The 14,879-nt window shown below is 35.0% G+C and carries 16 protein-coding genes; 7 read left to right on the top strand and 9 right to left on the bottom strand.

Features of this window, described 5'->3' with window-relative positions; genetic code table 11:
• Nucleotides 1-24 precede the first annotated feature (24 nt).
• On the bottom strand, nucleotides 25-690 hold the full coding sequence (gene rpiA, locus H3T96_RS12740) for a ribose-5-phosphate isomerase RpiA (RefSeq protein ID WP_086327067.1): 666 nt from the start codon (nucleotides 688-690) through the stop codon (nucleotides 25-27).
• A 207-nt stretch (nucleotides 691-897) separates the two neighbouring features.
• Here rpiA and H3T96_RS12735 point away from each other — a divergent pair, with 207 nt between their 5' ends.
• The 4 genes from H3T96_RS12735 to H3T96_RS12720 all read left to right on the top strand — a co-directional run bounded on the left by H3T96_RS12735 (nucleotide 898) and on the right by H3T96_RS12720 (nucleotide 3,998).
• Complete coding sequence (locus H3T96_RS12735) at nucleotides 898-1,803, top strand: LysR family transcriptional regulator ArgP (protein WP_039128992.1); 906 nt, start codon at nucleotides 898-900, stop codon at nucleotides 1,801-1,803.
• 88 nt (nucleotides 1,804-1,891) lie between these two features.
• Nucleotides 1,892-2,965, top strand: a complete 1,074-nt coding sequence (hemE, locus tag H3T96_RS12730; RefSeq protein WP_086327066.1) for a uroporphyrinogen decarboxylase — start codon at nucleotides 1,892-1,894, stop codon at nucleotides 2,963-2,965.
• On the top strand, nucleotides 2,958-3,551 hold the full coding sequence (locus H3T96_RS12725) for a YjaG family protein (protein ID WP_144093258.1): 594 nt from the start codon (nucleotides 2,958-2,960) through the stop codon (nucleotides 3,549-3,551). Before hemE ends, H3T96_RS12725 begins: the two co-directional genes overlap by 8 nt.
• 174 nt (nucleotides 3,552-3,725) lie before the next feature.
• The gene (locus H3T96_RS12720) at nucleotides 3,726-3,998 is read left to right on the top strand and encodes an HU family DNA-binding protein (RefSeq protein ID WP_025314554.1); all 273 of its coding nucleotides are present in this window, start codon (nucleotides 3,726-3,728) and stop codon (nucleotides 3,996-3,998) included.
• A 141-nt stretch (nucleotides 3,999-4,139) separates the two neighbouring features.
• Here the strand turns inward: H3T96_RS12720 and ybaK are convergent, their stop codons facing one another.
• The 4 genes from ybaK to glyQ all read right to left on the bottom strand — a co-directional run bounded on the left by ybaK (nucleotide 4,140) and on the right by glyQ (nucleotide 8,605).
• Nucleotides 4,140-4,625: a Cys-tRNA(Pro) deacylase gene (gene ybaK / locus H3T96_RS12715; RefSeq protein WP_144093260.1), complete on the bottom strand. Its 486-nt coding sequence runs from the start codon at nucleotides 4,623-4,625 to the stop codon at nucleotides 4,140-4,142.
• A gap of 98 nt (nucleotides 4,626-4,723) precedes the next feature.
• Nucleotides 4,724-5,527, bottom strand: a complete 804-nt coding sequence (locus tag H3T96_RS12710) for a hypothetical protein (protein ID WP_039129975.1) — start codon at nucleotides 5,525-5,527, stop codon at nucleotides 4,724-4,726.
• A gap of 65 nt (nucleotides 5,528-5,592) precedes the next feature.
• A complete protein-coding gene (glyS, locus tag H3T96_RS12705) occupies nucleotides 5,593-7,662 on the bottom strand; it encodes a glycine--tRNA ligase subunit beta (protein WP_144093285.1) in 2,070 nt (689 codons plus the stop codon).
• Between the two features lie 10 nt (nucleotides 7,663-7,672).
• Nucleotides 7,673-8,605 carry a glycine--tRNA ligase subunit alpha gene (glyQ, locus tag H3T96_RS12700; RefSeq protein ID WP_084810878.1) on the bottom strand — a complete coding sequence of 311 codons (933 nt, stop codon included), beginning with the start codon at nucleotides 8,603-8,605 and terminating at the stop codon, nucleotides 7,673-7,675.
• Nucleotides 8,606-8,814: 209 nt separating this feature from the next.
• On the opposite strand from glyQ, the gene envC reads away from it, so the two are divergent.
• Both envC and H3T96_RS12690 read left to right on the top strand, forming a co-directional pair.
• Nucleotides 8,815-10,026, top strand: coding sequence for a murein hydrolase activator EnvC (gene envC, locus H3T96_RS12695; protein WP_086326241.1), 1,212 nt, complete (start codon nucleotides 8,815-8,817; stop codon nucleotides 10,024-10,026).
• A complete protein-coding gene (locus tag H3T96_RS12690) occupies nucleotides 10,026-10,844 on the top strand; it encodes a divergent polysaccharide deacetylase family protein (protein WP_186279291.1) in 819 nt (272 codons plus the stop codon). The genes envC and H3T96_RS12690 overlap by 1 nt, the downstream gene beginning before the upstream one ends.
• Here H3T96_RS12690 and rapZ read toward each other — a convergent pair whose 3' ends face one another.
• The 4 genes from rapZ to dsbB all read right to left on the bottom strand — a co-directional run bounded on the left by rapZ (nucleotide 10,845) and on the right by dsbB (nucleotide 13,726).
• On the bottom strand, nucleotides 10,845-11,693 hold the full coding sequence (gene rapZ / locus H3T96_RS12685) for an RNase adapter RapZ (protein WP_144093264.1): 849 nt from the start codon (nucleotides 11,691-11,693) through the stop codon (nucleotides 10,845-10,847).
• 83 nt (nucleotides 11,694-11,776) lie between these two features.
• Complete coding sequence (locus H3T96_RS12680; protein WP_086308686.1) at nucleotides 11,777-12,373, bottom strand: XTP/dITP diphosphatase; 597 nt, start codon at nucleotides 12,371-12,373, stop codon at nucleotides 11,777-11,779.
• 85 nt (nucleotides 12,374-12,458) lie between these two features.
• On the bottom strand, nucleotides 12,459-13,115 hold the full coding sequence (gene rluA, locus H3T96_RS12675) for a bifunctional tRNA pseudouridine(32) synthase/23S rRNA pseudouridine(746) synthase RluA (protein WP_144093266.1): 657 nt from the start codon (nucleotides 13,113-13,115) through the stop codon (nucleotides 12,459-12,461).
• Between the two features lie 92 nt (nucleotides 13,116-13,207).
• Nucleotides 13,208-13,726 (bottom strand): disulfide bond formation protein DsbB, encoded by a 519-nt coding sequence (dsbB, locus tag H3T96_RS12670; protein ID WP_086326236.1) that lies wholly within the window; start codon nucleotides 13,724-13,726, stop codon nucleotides 13,208-13,210.
• Nucleotides 13,727-13,874: 148 nt separating this feature from the next.
• Here dsbB and rluC point away from each other — a divergent pair, with 148 nt between their 5' ends.
• Complete coding sequence (gene rluC, locus H3T96_RS12665) at nucleotides 13,875-14,864, top strand: 23S rRNA pseudouridine(955/2504/2580) synthase RluC (protein ID WP_086326235.1); 990 nt, start codon at nucleotides 13,875-13,877, stop codon at nucleotides 14,862-14,864.
• The last annotated feature ends 15 nt before the right edge of the window (nucleotides 14,865-14,879 follow it).

Genomic DNA, 14,879 nt, shown 5'->3' with positions numbered 1-14,879 from the left:
GTATTTACTATAATTTTTTAAAAATTAAATAGTTTTATTTAACTCTTTTACACCTGAGCTGCATCCAACTAGTGCGATATCTGCCCCTCTATTGGCAAATAATCCAACGGTTACCACACCAGCAATATTATTAATACGATGTTCTAATTCCACCGGATTGGTAATAAGAAGATCATGCACATCTAAAATAACATTGCCATTATCGGTCACGACCCCTTGTCGATATATTGGTTTACCGCCAAGTTTAACTAACTCACGGGCAACATAGGAACGAGCCATTGGAATGACTTCTACAGGTAATGGGAATTTTCCTAATACATCGACAACCTTTGATTCATCCACAATACAGATAAACTGTTTTGCAAGTGCTGAAACTATTTTTTCACGTGTTAAAGCGGCTCCTCCGCCTTTGATCATTTGTAATTGTTGATTTATTTCGTCAGCGCCATCAACATATACATCTAAGCTATCAACATCATTACAGTCTAGTACTGGAATACCATAGCTCTTCAATTTTTGTGTCGAGGCTTCCGAACTTGAAACAGTGCCTTTAATCTGATCTTTGATTGTCGCCAAGGCATCAATAAAATGAGATGCTGTAGAGCCCGTTCCTACTCCAACATATGAATCTGGTTTAATATATTTTAAGGCTGACCAGCCTACCGCCTTTTTTAATTCGTCTTGTGTCATGATATCATCCTATGTTAAGGATACTTTTTCTTAAAAAAATAAAATTTTAAAAGAAAAATTATTAAAGATATGGCATAGTACCCAATTGGAAAGCAAAAATCATTAGTATTTTAATAAATATATTAATTTTCGATAGGTTAAAAATTTTTTACGATATTAAAGTAGCTTTAATATCCAAGCAATGATCAAATCATTAGTAAAGAGATTATGAAGCGTCCAGATTATAGAGCATTACAAGCATTAGATGCAGTGATAAAAGAACGGGGATTTGAACGTGCAGCTGATAAATTGTGTATCACACAACCAGCCGTATCGCAACGTATTAAACAATTAGAAAGCTTTTTCGGTCAACAATTATTAGTTAGAACGATACCGCCGAAAGCCACCAAGCAAGGAGAGCATCTTTTAGGATTATTGCATCAAGTTGAATTATTGGAACAGCAATGGTTAGGTGATAATGAACAAAACACAACACCATTGTCGTTATCGATTGCAATCAATGCTGACTCTTTAGCAACATGGCTTTTACCAGCTTTAAAGCCCGTATTGGATAAAAATATTCTTCGTTTTGATATTCAAGTAAGGGATGAAGAACATACTTTAGAACTACTGCGTTTAGGCACAGTAGTTGCAGCAATCAGTATTCAACCTAATCCATTACCTGGTTGCTTATCTGATTTATTAGGGGCGCTTGATTATATTTTTGTAGCATCGCCTGAGTTTGCTAAAAAATACTTTCCCAATGGGGTAACTCGATCTTCGCTTTTAAAAGCGCCTGCGGTTGCTTTTGACCATTTGGATGATATGCATCAAGCTTTTCTACAAGAAAACTTTAATCTAACGCCTGGTAGTGTAATTTGTCATATTACCAGTTCATCAGAGGCCTTTGTTCAGCTTGCTAAGCAGGGATCTGCCTGTTGTATGATACCGATGTTACAGGTTGAGCAAGAGTTAAAAAATGGTGAATTAGTCAATCTGACTGAAGGTTTATACCAAAGACGTATGCTTTATTGGCATCGGTTTGCGCCTGAAAGTAGTGTAATGCAAAATATTTCTGAGACTTTAATCCGTTATGCACAACGTTCTTTATCTCAACCACAAGATAGGAAATAGTAAGTAAAATTTAATGTTTTTTACTAAAACGTAATGCTAACCTGAAACTTTTTTACAAAGTGCAATAACCACTTACAGAGCAGATAATATGAGTCAATTAAAAAATGATCGTTATTTACGCGCATTACAGTGTTTACCTGTTGATTACACCCCTATTTGGATGATGCGGCAAGCCGGTCGTTATCTGCCTGAGTATCGACAGTTACGAGCCAAAGCGGGTGATTTTATGACGATGTGCCAAACACCCGAATTGGCATGTGAAGTGACATTACAACCTTTGCGTCGGTTTGACCTTGATGCAGCTATTATTTTTTCGGATATATTAACCATTCCCGATGCAATGGGACTTGGATTGTATTTTGAAGCAGGCGAAGGACCCAAATTTACTAAATCCCTATCTCAATTATCTGATATTGAAAAATTACCTATTCCCGATCCGCAGTTATCTCTTGGCTATGTAATGGATGCAATACGTCTGACTAAAAAAGAGTTAAATGGCAAAGTGCCTTTAATTGGTTTTTCTGGCAGTCCTTGGACGTTAGCTACTTATATGATTGAAGGGGGAAGCAGTAAAACCTTTACCAAAATAAAAAAGATGCTTTATAGTCATCCCAAAGCACTGCATCTATTACTTGAAAAATTGGCGACGAGTGTTGCTTTGTATTTAAATGCACAAATTGAAGCGGGAGCTCAATCAATAATGATATTTGATACTTGGGGTGGCGTGTTAAGTCATCAAAGTTATCAAGAGTTTTCTTTAAACTATATGCAATTAATCTTATCAAAGTTAAAACGAGGCAATAAAACTCAGGATGTCACCTCATATGTGCCTGTTACTTTTTTTACCAAGGGTGGCGGATTATGGTTAGATAGCATTGCTAACACTGGCTGTGATGCTATTGGTGTTGATTGGACAGTTAATTTGAGTGATATTCGACAAAAAGGTAAAATTGCTGTGCAAGGTAATTTAGATCCGTCAGTTTTGTATGCTGATAGACAAACAATAGAATCTAATGTTGATACTGTTCTTAAAGAATATGGTACTCATAATGGGCATATTTTTAATTTAGGGCACGGTATTCATCAAGATACTCCAGTAGAACATGTACAATATTTAATTGAGGCTGTACATCAACGCTCCAAAAGGTTTCATCATGATTAAAAATCCAGTTCAATTAAGAATCGAAAAATTAGCATTATGGCAACAACGTTTATTCATGCTTTGTTTGTGTGAAAGAATGTACCCAAATTTTGTCTTTTACGCAAAACAACAGCAAAATGAGGAAGATGCTAAAAGTTATAAGAAAATACTTGATCTGATGTGGGAATCATTATTAGTTGAGAATGTAAAAATCAATTTTGATTTACAGCTGGAAAAGTTAGAAGTGATTATTCCTAGTATTACCGAAGATAGTCCTTATATTATTTACCCTGCTATTGATGCATGTCAGGCATTAAGTGAGGTTTTACACTCATATTTAACGGGTGAAGTAACCGAACACGCAGCAAAAGTGAGTAGTATATCGGCAACAACCGTTGCAGAATTTGAAATGACAAAATCAAATATTGTTCTAAGTGAAGATGAACAACAAACTTTACCTAGTGTGATCGATGAATTTGATTTTCAATGGGAAATTTTTCGAATTTTACGAGATGAAAATAACAATATGATTGACTTAATAAAAGGTTTAAAAGCTGATATTCGAGAGTCTGCAATAAGTAATGTTGGTGTTTTTTTGAGCAATTAAGCTTTTAAATGCGTCATTTTTTTATTTTTTACCAAATTTTTCTTTAACATTGGAAGAATATAGACTACATTTAATAACAATGTAATCTGAAGTTGTTTACAGAAGCAAAGTTGACTTTCGACATTGCTTATAATGTTAACTTTAACAATAAAATAATTATGTAAGGATATTTCCATGAATAAAACAGAACTTGTCGATGCTATTGCTAGCAAAGCAGATATTACAAAAGTTGCTGCAAAAACAGCTCTAGAAGCAACATTAGCCGCTATTACTGAATCATTAAAAGCTGGTGAGCCAGTGCAACTAGTTGGTTTTGGTACATTCAAAGTTAATGATCGAAAAGCTCGCGTTGGTCGTAATCCAAAAACTGGTAAAGAAATCAAAATTGCCGCAAGTAAAGTACCCGCATTTGTATCAGGTAAAAGCTTAAAAGAAGCAATCAAATAAGTTTGTTTATTTCTTCCTATTTTTTATATTGATGGGATGTACTTTTGGTCATAAGGCGTTGTCTTGTGGCCATGTTTTTTATTTGTATAGTTTTTTAACATATAGCGATTGATTAGAAAATAAAAGCAGATACAAGCAAGGTTACGATTTTATCTCTATAAATTTTGCATTTAATACTTTTGCTAAATCTTGTGGGATGAGTTCTATTTCTAATCCTCTTCTTCCCCCCGAAATAAACATTTTTTCTAGTTGAGCCGCGCTTGAATCAATAAGAGTGGGTAATTGCTTTTTCTGTCCTAATGGACTAATACCACCCACTAAATAACCTGTAATTTTTTGCGCTAAATTAGGATCGGCCAAATCGACTTTTTTACAGTTTAGTGCTTTAGCCACTTTTTTAAGATCTAAGTGATTATCGACTGGTAATACACAAACCGCTAACATTTTATCGTTACCATTTAAACTTACTACTAATGTTTTAAACACTTGTGCAGCAACTACGTTTAAACTGGGATCGAGTTTATTTACAGCTTCTTGTCCATAGTGTGTATCATTAGGATCATGCTCATATTGGTGAATTTTAAATGTGATATTTAATTTTTTAAGAAGCTTAATCGCAGGTGTCATAGTGATGTCTACTGTAATTAAATAAAATAGGTTAATGATTGAATTTTAGTTACCCTATTAATAAAAATTAATAGGGTAACTAAACGTAATGGCTATTTTTAAATAATTAAACTGTTATTTTGCTCAGGTGGTTCAAGTGTTGATTTGTTACTTGTTAATAGCATATTCAAACGATAAAAGAAGCAAATTGTAAAAATATTTAAGATCGTTAACAGTGTTGAATAAATAACGGATAAAAAGATATTATTATCTAAAGTATTAAAAAGCGAAATAACAAAAACCACAAGAAAATATATTAACATCATCGGAAGAGCAAAACGCCAATGAGTTAATATAGATCTGTTACATTCAGCGAATTTTTCGAAAAAAGTTTTAGTTGTTGGTTGAGCAATTAATCCACAAAAATTGTAGTAAATCGCATTAAAAAATATGGCAAACACAATCGCGACGACTGCAAATAGGAAAACGACTAGAGCCTTTGGAACAATTAATCCCAAAATCATAAATATTAATCCCGCAAATAGGAAAATTATTGGCAATATGATTAAGAAAATCAGCTCAAAACCAATCATATTTAGTACATTGGGTAGCATTCTGGATAATACTGTATTTAAATTAAGATAGTTATTGACAGAATAGTTATAAATAACAGCAATTAAAATCGAATCAATTATTATAAATAACACTAATTTAATTAACAGCATTTTTAAAAAAAGAGGAAATGCGCTTGGACTCTTTGCTTGAAATAATTGAGTAATAATTACAGGATCAACAGTATTTTTTAAAATTAATGAAGAGACTATATTTAATAATAAACTGATTAGCGCAATTGACCAAAACCGATTTCGAATAAAATTAACAGTCTGAGTAAAAACTATGGAAAAAGAGAGTTCTGTTTGCATATTTACATTCTTACCTTATTAGTGGTAACCAGAAAGCTACCACTAAATAATTAACGAAAGGGATATTATTGTAAAAGTGAAATATCAGCAACTTTTAAAAATAAATTTTGTAGTTTTTTCAAAAGGGCTAGACGATTAAGTTTCACCTGTTCATCATCTACCATCACCATGACATTTTCAAAGAAAGCATCAATCGGTGTTTTAAGTGCTGCTAATTCAACTAAAGCCTCTTGATAACGCCCATCGTTAAAGTAAGGAGCTAATTTATCGGTTAATATCGCTACATGTTTGGCTAATTCCCCTTCAGCACCCTCTACCAATAGGGCGGCATTAACATGTTCAGAAATAACACTGTCGGTTTTAGATAAAATATTAGAAACACGCTTATTGGCTTCCGCTAATGATGATGCTTCTGATAGTGTTCGAAAATGCGTTACTGCCTTGACTCTTGCATCAAAATCGGCAGGTTTCGTCGGATTAAGTGCTAATACCGCTTGAATGGTATCAATGGTAAAGCCTTGTTCTTGGTACCAAGCACGGAATCGCCCTTGCATAAAGCTAACAATATCTTCAACAACATTTTTATTATTTAACTTCTCACCATATAGTGATACTGCATAAGTTGACAATTCGGCCAAATCTAATGGTAACGCTTTTTCGACAATAATACGTAGCACACCGATAGCTGCACGACGTAACGCAAATGGGTCTTTATCCCCCTTAGGGTGTTGACCAATACCGAAAATACCCGCTAAAGTATCCATTTTCTCGGCAATTGACACAGCGCACGATACGTAAGTGCTTGGCAATTCATCACCTGCAAAACGAGGTTTGTATTGCTCCTCAATGGCCGTTGCAACTTCAATACTTTCCCCATCTTTAAGTGCTAAATAGCGACCCATTATACCTTGCGTTTCAGGGAACTCGAAGACGGTATTTGTCACTAAGTCACATTTAGTCAGTTTACCTGCACGTTTTGCTTGCTCAACGTTAGCGCCAATTTTGTCGGCAATAAAACCAGACAAGGCTTCTAACCGTAACGCTTTATCTTTAACCGTTCCTAATTGTTGTTGAAATAGAACGGTTTCAAGGCGAGGTAAACGATCTTCTAAACGTTGTTTTAAATCCGTTTGATAAAAGAATTCTGCATCGGCTAGGCGAGGGCGAACTACCTTTTCATTACCTGAAATCACCACTTGAGGGTCTTTTGATTCAATATTTGCCACAAAAATAAAATTCGGCAGCAGTTTGCCTTGCTTATCGTAAACTGGAAAATATTTTTGATCGCCTTTCATGGTATAAACCAGTGATTCGGCAGGTACAGCCAAAAAGCGTTCTTCGAATTTAGCTGTTAATACAACCGGCCATTCAACTAAAGAAGAGACTTCCTCAAGTAAACTGTCGGTTAAATCTGCTTTACCATTTAATTTGGTTGCAGCGTCTTGCGCTTGTTGTTTAATGATAGCTTTACGTTTATCATAATCCGCAATGACTTTACCTCGTTGTTCTAAAATATCTGGGTATTGATCTGCATTATCAATAGTAAATTCTTGCTCACCCATAAAGCGATGACCTCGAATCACTCGATTCGATTCGATGTCTAAAATAGTGCCAGGCACTAAATCTTTACCATAAAGCATTGTTACAGTATGGCAAGGTCGAATAAATTCAACTTGTCGAGCCGCCCAACGCATGGGTTTAGGAATAGGTAATTTGCTTAATGCGTTTTTTACCATATCACACAATAAATTAACGACAGGCTGACCTTTTTGATTTTGCGTATAACAAAGCCATTCACCCTTATCTGTTTGAATGCGCTGAGCCTGATCGACACTAATACCACATCCGCGAGCCCATCCTTCAGCGGCTTTAGTTGGATTGCCATTTGCATCAAATGCTGCGCTCACCGCTGGGCCACGTTTAACGATTTGGCTATCTGGTTGTGTGTCATTTAAATTTAAAACTTTTAATGCTAAGCGACGAGGCGATGCATACCAAAGTACTTCACCATGTTCCAATTTGGCATTATCAAGTTGTTCAATAAAATTAGCTGCAAAACTTTCAGCTAATGTTCGGAGTGATTTTGGAGGTAACTCTTCAGTACCAATTTCCACTAAAAATGTTTTTTGCATAATCTTTAAATTCCTACTTTGCTGCGCTTGGGTTAGAACGTGAATTTTGGCACATAGGGAAGCCAAGCGCTTCGCGTGATGCATAGTATGCTTCGGCCACCATTTTAGTTAATGTTCTGATACGTAAAATATATCGTTGTCTTTCAGTAACTGAAATTGCTTTACGTGCGTCAAGTAAATTAAAACAGTGAGCAGCTTTTAAAATACGTTCATAAGCCGGTAATGGCAGTGGTTTTTCAAGTTCAAGTAAAAATTTAGCTTCTTTTTCATGTTGTTCAAAACAGTAAAATAAGAATTCGGTATTGGCATATTCAAAATTATAAGTCGATTGTTCAACTTCATTTTGGTGAAACACATCGCCATAAGTTGTTTTACCAAAGGCGCCATCACTCCAAACTAAATCGTATACGCTATCTACACCTTGAATATACATAGCGAGTCGTTCAAGACCATAAGTGATCTCACCTGTAACAGGTTTACACTCAAGTCCTCCAACTTGTTGAAAATAAGTGAATTGGGTGACTTCCATACCATTTAACCAAACTTCCCAACCTAGTCCCCATGCACCTAAAGTAGGATTTTCCCAGTTGTCTTCAACAAAACGAATATCATTAATCGTTGGATCAAGCCCTAACTCTTTTAATGAACCTAAATATAACTCTTGAATATTGTCAGGAGAAGGTTTTAAGATAACTTGAAATTGATAATAATGTTGTAGCCTATTTGGGTTTTCGCCATAGCGACCATCGGTAGGGCGACGCGATGGTTGAACATAAGCCGCATTAATTGGCTCAGGACCAAGTGCTCGTAAGCAAGTCATAGGGTGCGAAGTGCCTGCACCAACTTCCATATCTAACGGCTGAATCACCGTACAACCTTGATTAGCCCAGTAATCTTGTAACGTTAGTATTAACCCTTGAAAGGTTTTGACATTAAACTTTTGCATGATGTTATCTTTATGGTTGAATTGATTTTTTGGTAATTTAAATAGTTTTGTATTTTATACTTTTTATCCGTGCTTGTGAAATGTCTAATATACTATATGCTGCAATTATTCTTAAACCCGCTGAGATGGTATACATTTTGCTTATTTAGTTATTTGTATGTATAGTGGTTTATCTTTTACGTTTGATAATAAATCCTAATTACAATTCTATGGCTATTTATCAAAAATTTCTTATCCCTATTTTAATTGGATTAATGTATGCCAACCCTTTGTATGCGATTGATGATAATCAAAAATTACAAAATTTGCGCCAGTCAATTAAAGAGCAAGAAATTCGTTTAGCTGAACAGAAAAAGGAAAGGACTCAATTAGTTAATGATCTCAAACAACAAGAAACCGAGATAGCTAAACTGCTGACATCAATTGAAAAAAATAATGCTACACTGAATAAACTTAATAAGGAAATTGCTCAGTTAATCAAGCAAATTGATGATTTAAATGTTAAACAACAGCAGCAAAGACGCGCATTGGCTAAGCAGCTTGAAACCGCTTTTAAACTAGGCAAAAATACCGGCTTTCAGCTTATCTTTGCTAGTGAGCAAAGTGAACGCAATGAACGTCTTATCACCTATTTTGGTTACATCAATGACGCCAGAGAACAACATATTAATGCCTTGCGTGAAACGCAAGTGCAACTCAACGAAAAAAAATTAGCTTTACAAAAGAAGCAAGTTTCTCAACAGGCATTACAAACAAAACGCAAGCAGGAGCAGGTAGGGCTTGAAAAAAATCGCCAAGATAGAAAAAAAACGATTACTTCATTAGAATCATCCATGCAAGTTAATCAACAAAAATTGGCGCAATTGCATGAAAATGAGGCAAAACTACAAGCGAAAATTGCTGAAGCAGAAAGAGAAAGTCGACGCATAGCAGAAGAAGAAGCAAGACAAGCAAAAAAAATTCAAGCAAAACAGAAAAATAATAATTATACTTTAAGCCCTGAAGAGCGATCGCTCATGGCTCGAGTTAGTGGCATTGGTAAACCTAAACGTCAATTTAATTGGCCAGTAAGTGGATCTGTCTTGCATCGATTTGGCGAATCATTACATGGTGAACTGTATTGGAAAGGAATGGTAATCAATGCTAAAGATGGTACACAAGTAAAAGCGATAACCGATGGACGCGTAATATTAGCAAGCTGGTTACAAGGTTATGGTTTTGTTGTTGCAATTGATCATGGTAAAGGTGATATGAGTTTATATGGGTATAATCAAAGAGTGCTTGTGGCAGTCGGTGATAAAATTTATAGTGGTCAACCCATTGCGTTAGTGGGCTCAAGTGGCGGACAAAATAGTTCAGGATTATATTTTGAAATTCGTCGAGATGGAAAAGCTTTAAATCCTAGTGGATGGTTAAAATAGTGGTTCGTTTACTTATTTCAATGGCCATTGGTCTATTATTACAAACAAGCAATGTATGGGCAGCAGAGTTAGCAATAGTTATTGATGATTTTGGCTATAGACAACATAATGAAGAGCAAATTATTAAACTTTCGCCTAATATTACGGTGGCGGTGTTGCCTAATTCTCCAAATGCACATCATATTGCCAATATCGCTCATGAGCACGGCAATGATGTGATGATTCACTTACCAATGGCTCCCTTTGGTAAGCAGCCGTTAGAGAAAGATACGTTGTATCCTTATATGGAAGAAGAGGAAGTTGATCGTATTGTAAACAATGCGGTAGCGCATGTACCTTATGCAATTGGAGTTAATAACCACATGGGCAGCTTAATGACATCAAGCCAAATTGGAATGGAAAATGTTATGAAAGCGCTAAGTTACCACTCAATGTTTTTTTTAGATAGTAAAACCGTCGGAAAAACAGCCGTCAGAGAAGCGGCAAGTCTTTATGATATTCCAGTTGTAGAACGAGATGTATTTTTAGACGATAAGCAAAATGAGGCTGTTATCAGTCAACAATTCGATTTAGCTATCAGAGTTGCACGTAAAAATGGTTCTGCCATTGCGATTGGGCATCCACATCCACAGACGCTCAATGTGCTTAGAAATAAATTGGCTAACTTACCGTCTGATATTGAACTAATCAAAATCAGTCAACTTGTGGCTCCATTAACAACAGAATCTAAACCGAAAGTAACATTAAAATATATTTTTGAAAACTGCATAAAATCTTTAGAAGATGCATGGAATTTCAATAATGATCTCAATAAATAATTACTTTTTTTCTAATGTTCGATGGCGAATTTGTATTTGTTTATTTTGTGCTTTAAAAAATTCAGCTAATTGCTCTGCAATGAAAACGGAACGATGTTGTCCTCCAGTACAGCCAATCGCGATAGTTAAATAACTTCGATTATTTTTCTCTAACATTGGCAACCATTGTTGCAAGTAATTAGCTGTTTGATAGATAAAATTGGTTACATCATCTTGTTTTGATAGATAATTAATTACAGGCTCATCTAATCCTGTTAAGGGTCTTAAATTGATATCCCAATGAGGATTAGGTAAAAAACGGACATCAAATACAAAATCGGCATCAATAGGCAAACCGTGTTTAAACCCAAATGATTCAAAAATCATAGTTAATTCACGCTCTTTTTTACCTAAAATGCGTGCTCTTAAAATGTCAGATAATTGGTGAACAGAAAGATTATCTGTATTAATGACTAAACTGGCATGCGATTTTAATGACTCTAAATAATTTTCTTCAAGATCGATTGCTTCTTCTAGTAAATACTTTTTATTGGCTAAAGGGTGTATACGTCTTGTTTCACTGTAACGACGGATAAGTGTGTTACGACTACAGTCTAAGAAAATAATTTCAGGTGTTACTGATTCTGGAAGTTTTTGCAGTATATCGTAATTAAATTCAAAATTGATAGGCAAATTGCGAATATCAATGCTAACAGCGACAGGGGTATTATTGTTTTTTAATGCATCAGCTAACTGTGGTAATAAAGCGACAGGAATATTATCAACACAATAAAATCCCATATCCTCTAGCGCCCGTAATGCAATTGATTTTCCAGAGCCGGAACGGCCACTTACTATCATCAGAATCACAATCAACCTCCATTATTGATGGTTTGTGCAAGTATATACTGTTTGTTTGTAAAGATACAATTTAGTAAATATAGGATACTGGTTTAATATTCGGTTTTAATCTTAGCAATGAGTTGTTTAAGCGCTTGTCCTCGATGTGAAATCTGACTTTTATGCTCTTTTGTTAACTCTGCAGCGCTACAATTTAGTTCGGGTACATAAAATAAAGGATCATAACCGAAGCCACCTTCTCCTCGTGTTTCATTTAAAATGATGCCATCCCATTTTCCCAAACAAATAATGGGTGTTGGATCATTTTCATGTCGCATAAACGCTAATGCACAATAAAAATAAGCGGTACGTTTTTCACTTGGTACATTTTTTAACTCTTGCAATAATTTTTGATTATTGCTTGCATCGTTACCATGTTCGCCTGCATAACGGGCAGAATAGATCCCCGGTGCACCACCAAGCGCATTAACCACTAATCCAGAATCATCAGCGATTGCTGGTAATTTAGTAAATTTAGCCGTATGTCTTGCTTTTAATATCGCATTTTCAATAAAGGTTAAACCAGTTTCATCCACCTCAGGTACATTGAACTCTTTTTGTGCAACAACATTAAAACCAGCATCGGCTAACAGGTTTTGTAGCTCATTAACTTTACCTTGATTATTTGTTGCTAAAACAATTTTTTGCATTTTAATTTCCTTACCATAACTGGTTTGTCAAATATTACCATCAGTGAATTTTATGTAACAGCCGTTATTTAATATATGAATATTTTCAAAAATCAGGCTCGCATGTAAAAGTCATGCTTTCTCCTGTTTTAGGATGATTTATTGTCAGTGATTGGGCATGTAACAACAATCTTTGAGACATCGAAAATGCCTCAGGATGTGCATAAAATTTATCTCCCAAAATAGGATGCCCAATAGCTTGCATATGTACACGTAATTGATGTGAACGTCCCGTAAATGGAAATAATTTAACTCGGGTAGTATTATTCTCATTTCGTGAAATAACTTGATATTCAGTTAATGCATGTTTACCGTTTTCAAGATCCACCATTTGCCTTGGACGATTCGGCCAATCACAAATTAAAGGTAATTCGACTTGTCCGGTATCTTGCTCAAGATGCCCATATACCACAGCAATATAGGTTTTTTTGGGGATCCGTTCACGAAATTGTTTTTTTATGTCTCGATCGGCTAATTTAGATAGCGCTGCAACCATAATACCACTGGTTGCCATATCTAAACGATGAACCGATTCAACATAGCTGTATTTTTGTTGTAACCGGTGAATAATACTATCAATAAATTGAGGTTTATTACCTGATACAGATAATATCCCAGGCTGTTTATTAACAACGACAATATGGTCATCTTGATGTAGGATAGAAAGCCAAGGGTCAATAGGGGGATGATATTCCAAAAGCATTTATATATGACAATTCTTAAAATAAAATTGTCATATATTCTAGCAAACTCAACAAAAAGCGCCAGTTTTATAAAAGCAGCGCTGGTTTCAAATTATATTTTCTTTGCTGGAAAGAATTGGGAAATTAATATGGTTAGACCGACAAAAAGATAACAAGCAAAAATAATAATCATCCATTGAGACATTTCGATGGTTAAAAAAGTCCAAATTTTATCGGCACATGAGCCATAGGCATTAAACATACTTGGTAACCATTGATTTAAAGGTAACCAAGATGGAAATTGAACGTTAATTGCACAGGTATCACTAAAATTGGGTTCAAATTGTAAATGAGCGTGAAATGTCGCTAACATAAATCCTTTATAGGCACTAAATAACCAAACCAAAATTCCGCCTAATCGAAAAATATAATTATTAGGCTTAATTAGTCCGATAATACTTGCGATCATAATTCCAAAAATAGCACAGCGTTGATAAATGCATAATGTACAAGGGGCTAGATCTAACACATGTTGAAAAAAGAGCGCTGTTAATTCAAAAATAAAGGTAGAAAGGAATAATAAAAACCAAGCAGCTCTGCCATTTGAGTAATGATTGAGTAGTGATAACATACTATTTTATTCCTCCATATTCCGTTATAATTACTTATCTTTAATTATATCGAAAGTAATCTATCTAATTTTTAAGTGATGCTAGTGTAGTTTATTTTCGGATAATGTAAACGACTTTTATATATTGATGGCGGATTAATCACTTCTTATGGATTCAAACGTTCCACAAACAAAATTGCAAGTCTCATTTGTCACAATTTCAGAAGAAAATGCGACACAACGAATTGATAACTTTTTAATTACACACTTAAAAGGTGTACCTAAAAGTATGATTTATCGCATACTAAGAAAGGGTGAGGTGAGAGTTAACAAAAAACGCGTTAAACCTGAATATAAATTAAATAATGGCGATGAGATTCGTATTCCTCCTATACGCGTTGCTGAAAAAACAACACCCGAAATTTCAACTAAGCTTAATAAAGTTGCTGATCTGGAAAAAGCAATCATCTATGAAGATGATGTGATTTTAGCCATTAATAAGCCTTCTGGTATTGCCGTTCATGGCGGTAGTGGTTTAAGTTTTGGTGTCATTGAGGGGTTACGCGCATTAAGACCCGAAGCAAAGTTTTTAGAATTAGTTCATCGAATTGATCGTGAAACATCGGGTGTACTATTAATAGCTAAAAAACGTTCCGCATTAAAAGCGTTACATGAGCAGCTTAGACTTAAACAGATGCAAAAAAATTATTTGGCATTAGTAAAAGGAAATTGGCCGTCAGAATGTAAAGTGGTGCAGGCGCCATTACTTAAAAACGTATTAAAAAGTGGTGAACGTGTTGTCAAAGTTGATAAAGAAGGAAAGCCTTCTGAAACGCGATTTAAAGTTGAAGAGCGATTTGATTTTGCAACTTTAATTAAAGCCAGTCCAGTTACAGGACGTACTCATCAAATTCGAGTTCATACTCAATATGCTAACCATCCAATTGCTTTTGATGATCGTTATGGTGATAACCAATTTGATATGCAACTGGCAAATACCAAACTTAACCGATTATTTTTACACGCGGCTAATGTGAAATTTATTCATCCGAAAACTTTACAAGAAATGCAGTTACATGCACCGATGGATGATAAGTTGCAAGCATGTTTAAATCAGCTTAGAAATGATAAATATCAACAAACAGAATCATTAAAATAAAAAGGTAATAAGTGC

Source organism: Gilliamella sp. W8136 (assembly GCF_016101285.1).
GTDB classification, from domain to species: domain Bacteria; phylum Pseudomonadota; class Gammaproteobacteria; order Enterobacterales; family Orbaceae; genus Gilliamella; species Gilliamella apicola_N.
The sequence above is the reverse complement of the archived record's forward strand: the minus strand, read 5'-3'. Positions and strand labels throughout refer to the sequence as shown.

Bases quoted from the DNA above. Each gene is read 5' to 3' on its own strand.
- H3T96_RS12720 (WP_025314554.1), top strand. From the start codon at position 3,726: ATGAATAAAACAGAACTTGTCGATGCTATTGCTAGCAAAGCAGATATT.
- H3T96_RS12735 (WP_039128992.1), top strand. From the start codon at position 898: ATGAAGCGTCCAGATTATAGAGCATTACAAGCATTAGATGCAGTGATA.
- envC (WP_086326241.1), top strand. From the start codon at position 8,815: ATGGCTATTTATCAAAAATTTCTTATCCCTATTTTAATTGGATTAATG.
- rluC (WP_086326235.1), top strand. From the start codon at position 13,875: ATGGATTCAAACGTTCCACAAACAAAATTGCAAGTCTCATTTGTCACA.
- hemE (WP_086327066.1), top strand. From the start codon at position 1,892: ATGAGTCAATTAAAAAATGATCGTTATTTACGCGCATTACAGTGTTTA.
- glyQ (WP_084810878.1), bottom strand. From the start codon at position 8,605: ATGCAAAAGTTTAATGTCAAAACCTTTCAAGGGTTAATACTAACGTTA.
- H3T96_RS12710 (WP_039129975.1), bottom strand. From the start codon at position 5,527: ATGCAAACAGAACTCTCTTTTTCCATAGTTTTTACTCAGACTGTTAAT.
- dsbB (WP_086326236.1), bottom strand. From the start codon at position 13,726: ATGTTATCACTACTCAATCATTACTCAAATGGCAGAGCTGCTTGGTTT.
- rluA (WP_144093266.1), bottom strand. From the start codon at position 13,115: ATGCTTTTGGAATATCATCCCCCTATTGACCCTTGGCTTTCTATCCTA.
- H3T96_RS12680 (WP_086308686.1), bottom strand. From the start codon at position 12,373: ATGCAAAAAATTGTTTTAGCAACAAATAATCAAGGTAAAGTTAATGAG.
- ybaK (WP_144093260.1), bottom strand. From the start codon at position 4,625: ATGACACCTGCGATTAAGCTTCTTAAAAAATTAAATATCACATTTAAA.
- H3T96_RS12725 (WP_144093258.1), top strand. From the start codon at position 2,958: ATGATTAAAAATCCAGTTCAATTAAGAATCGAAAAATTAGCATTATGG.
- rpiA (WP_086327067.1), bottom strand. From the start codon at position 690: ATGACACAAGACGAATTAAAAAAGGCGGTAGGCTGGTCAGCCTTAAAA.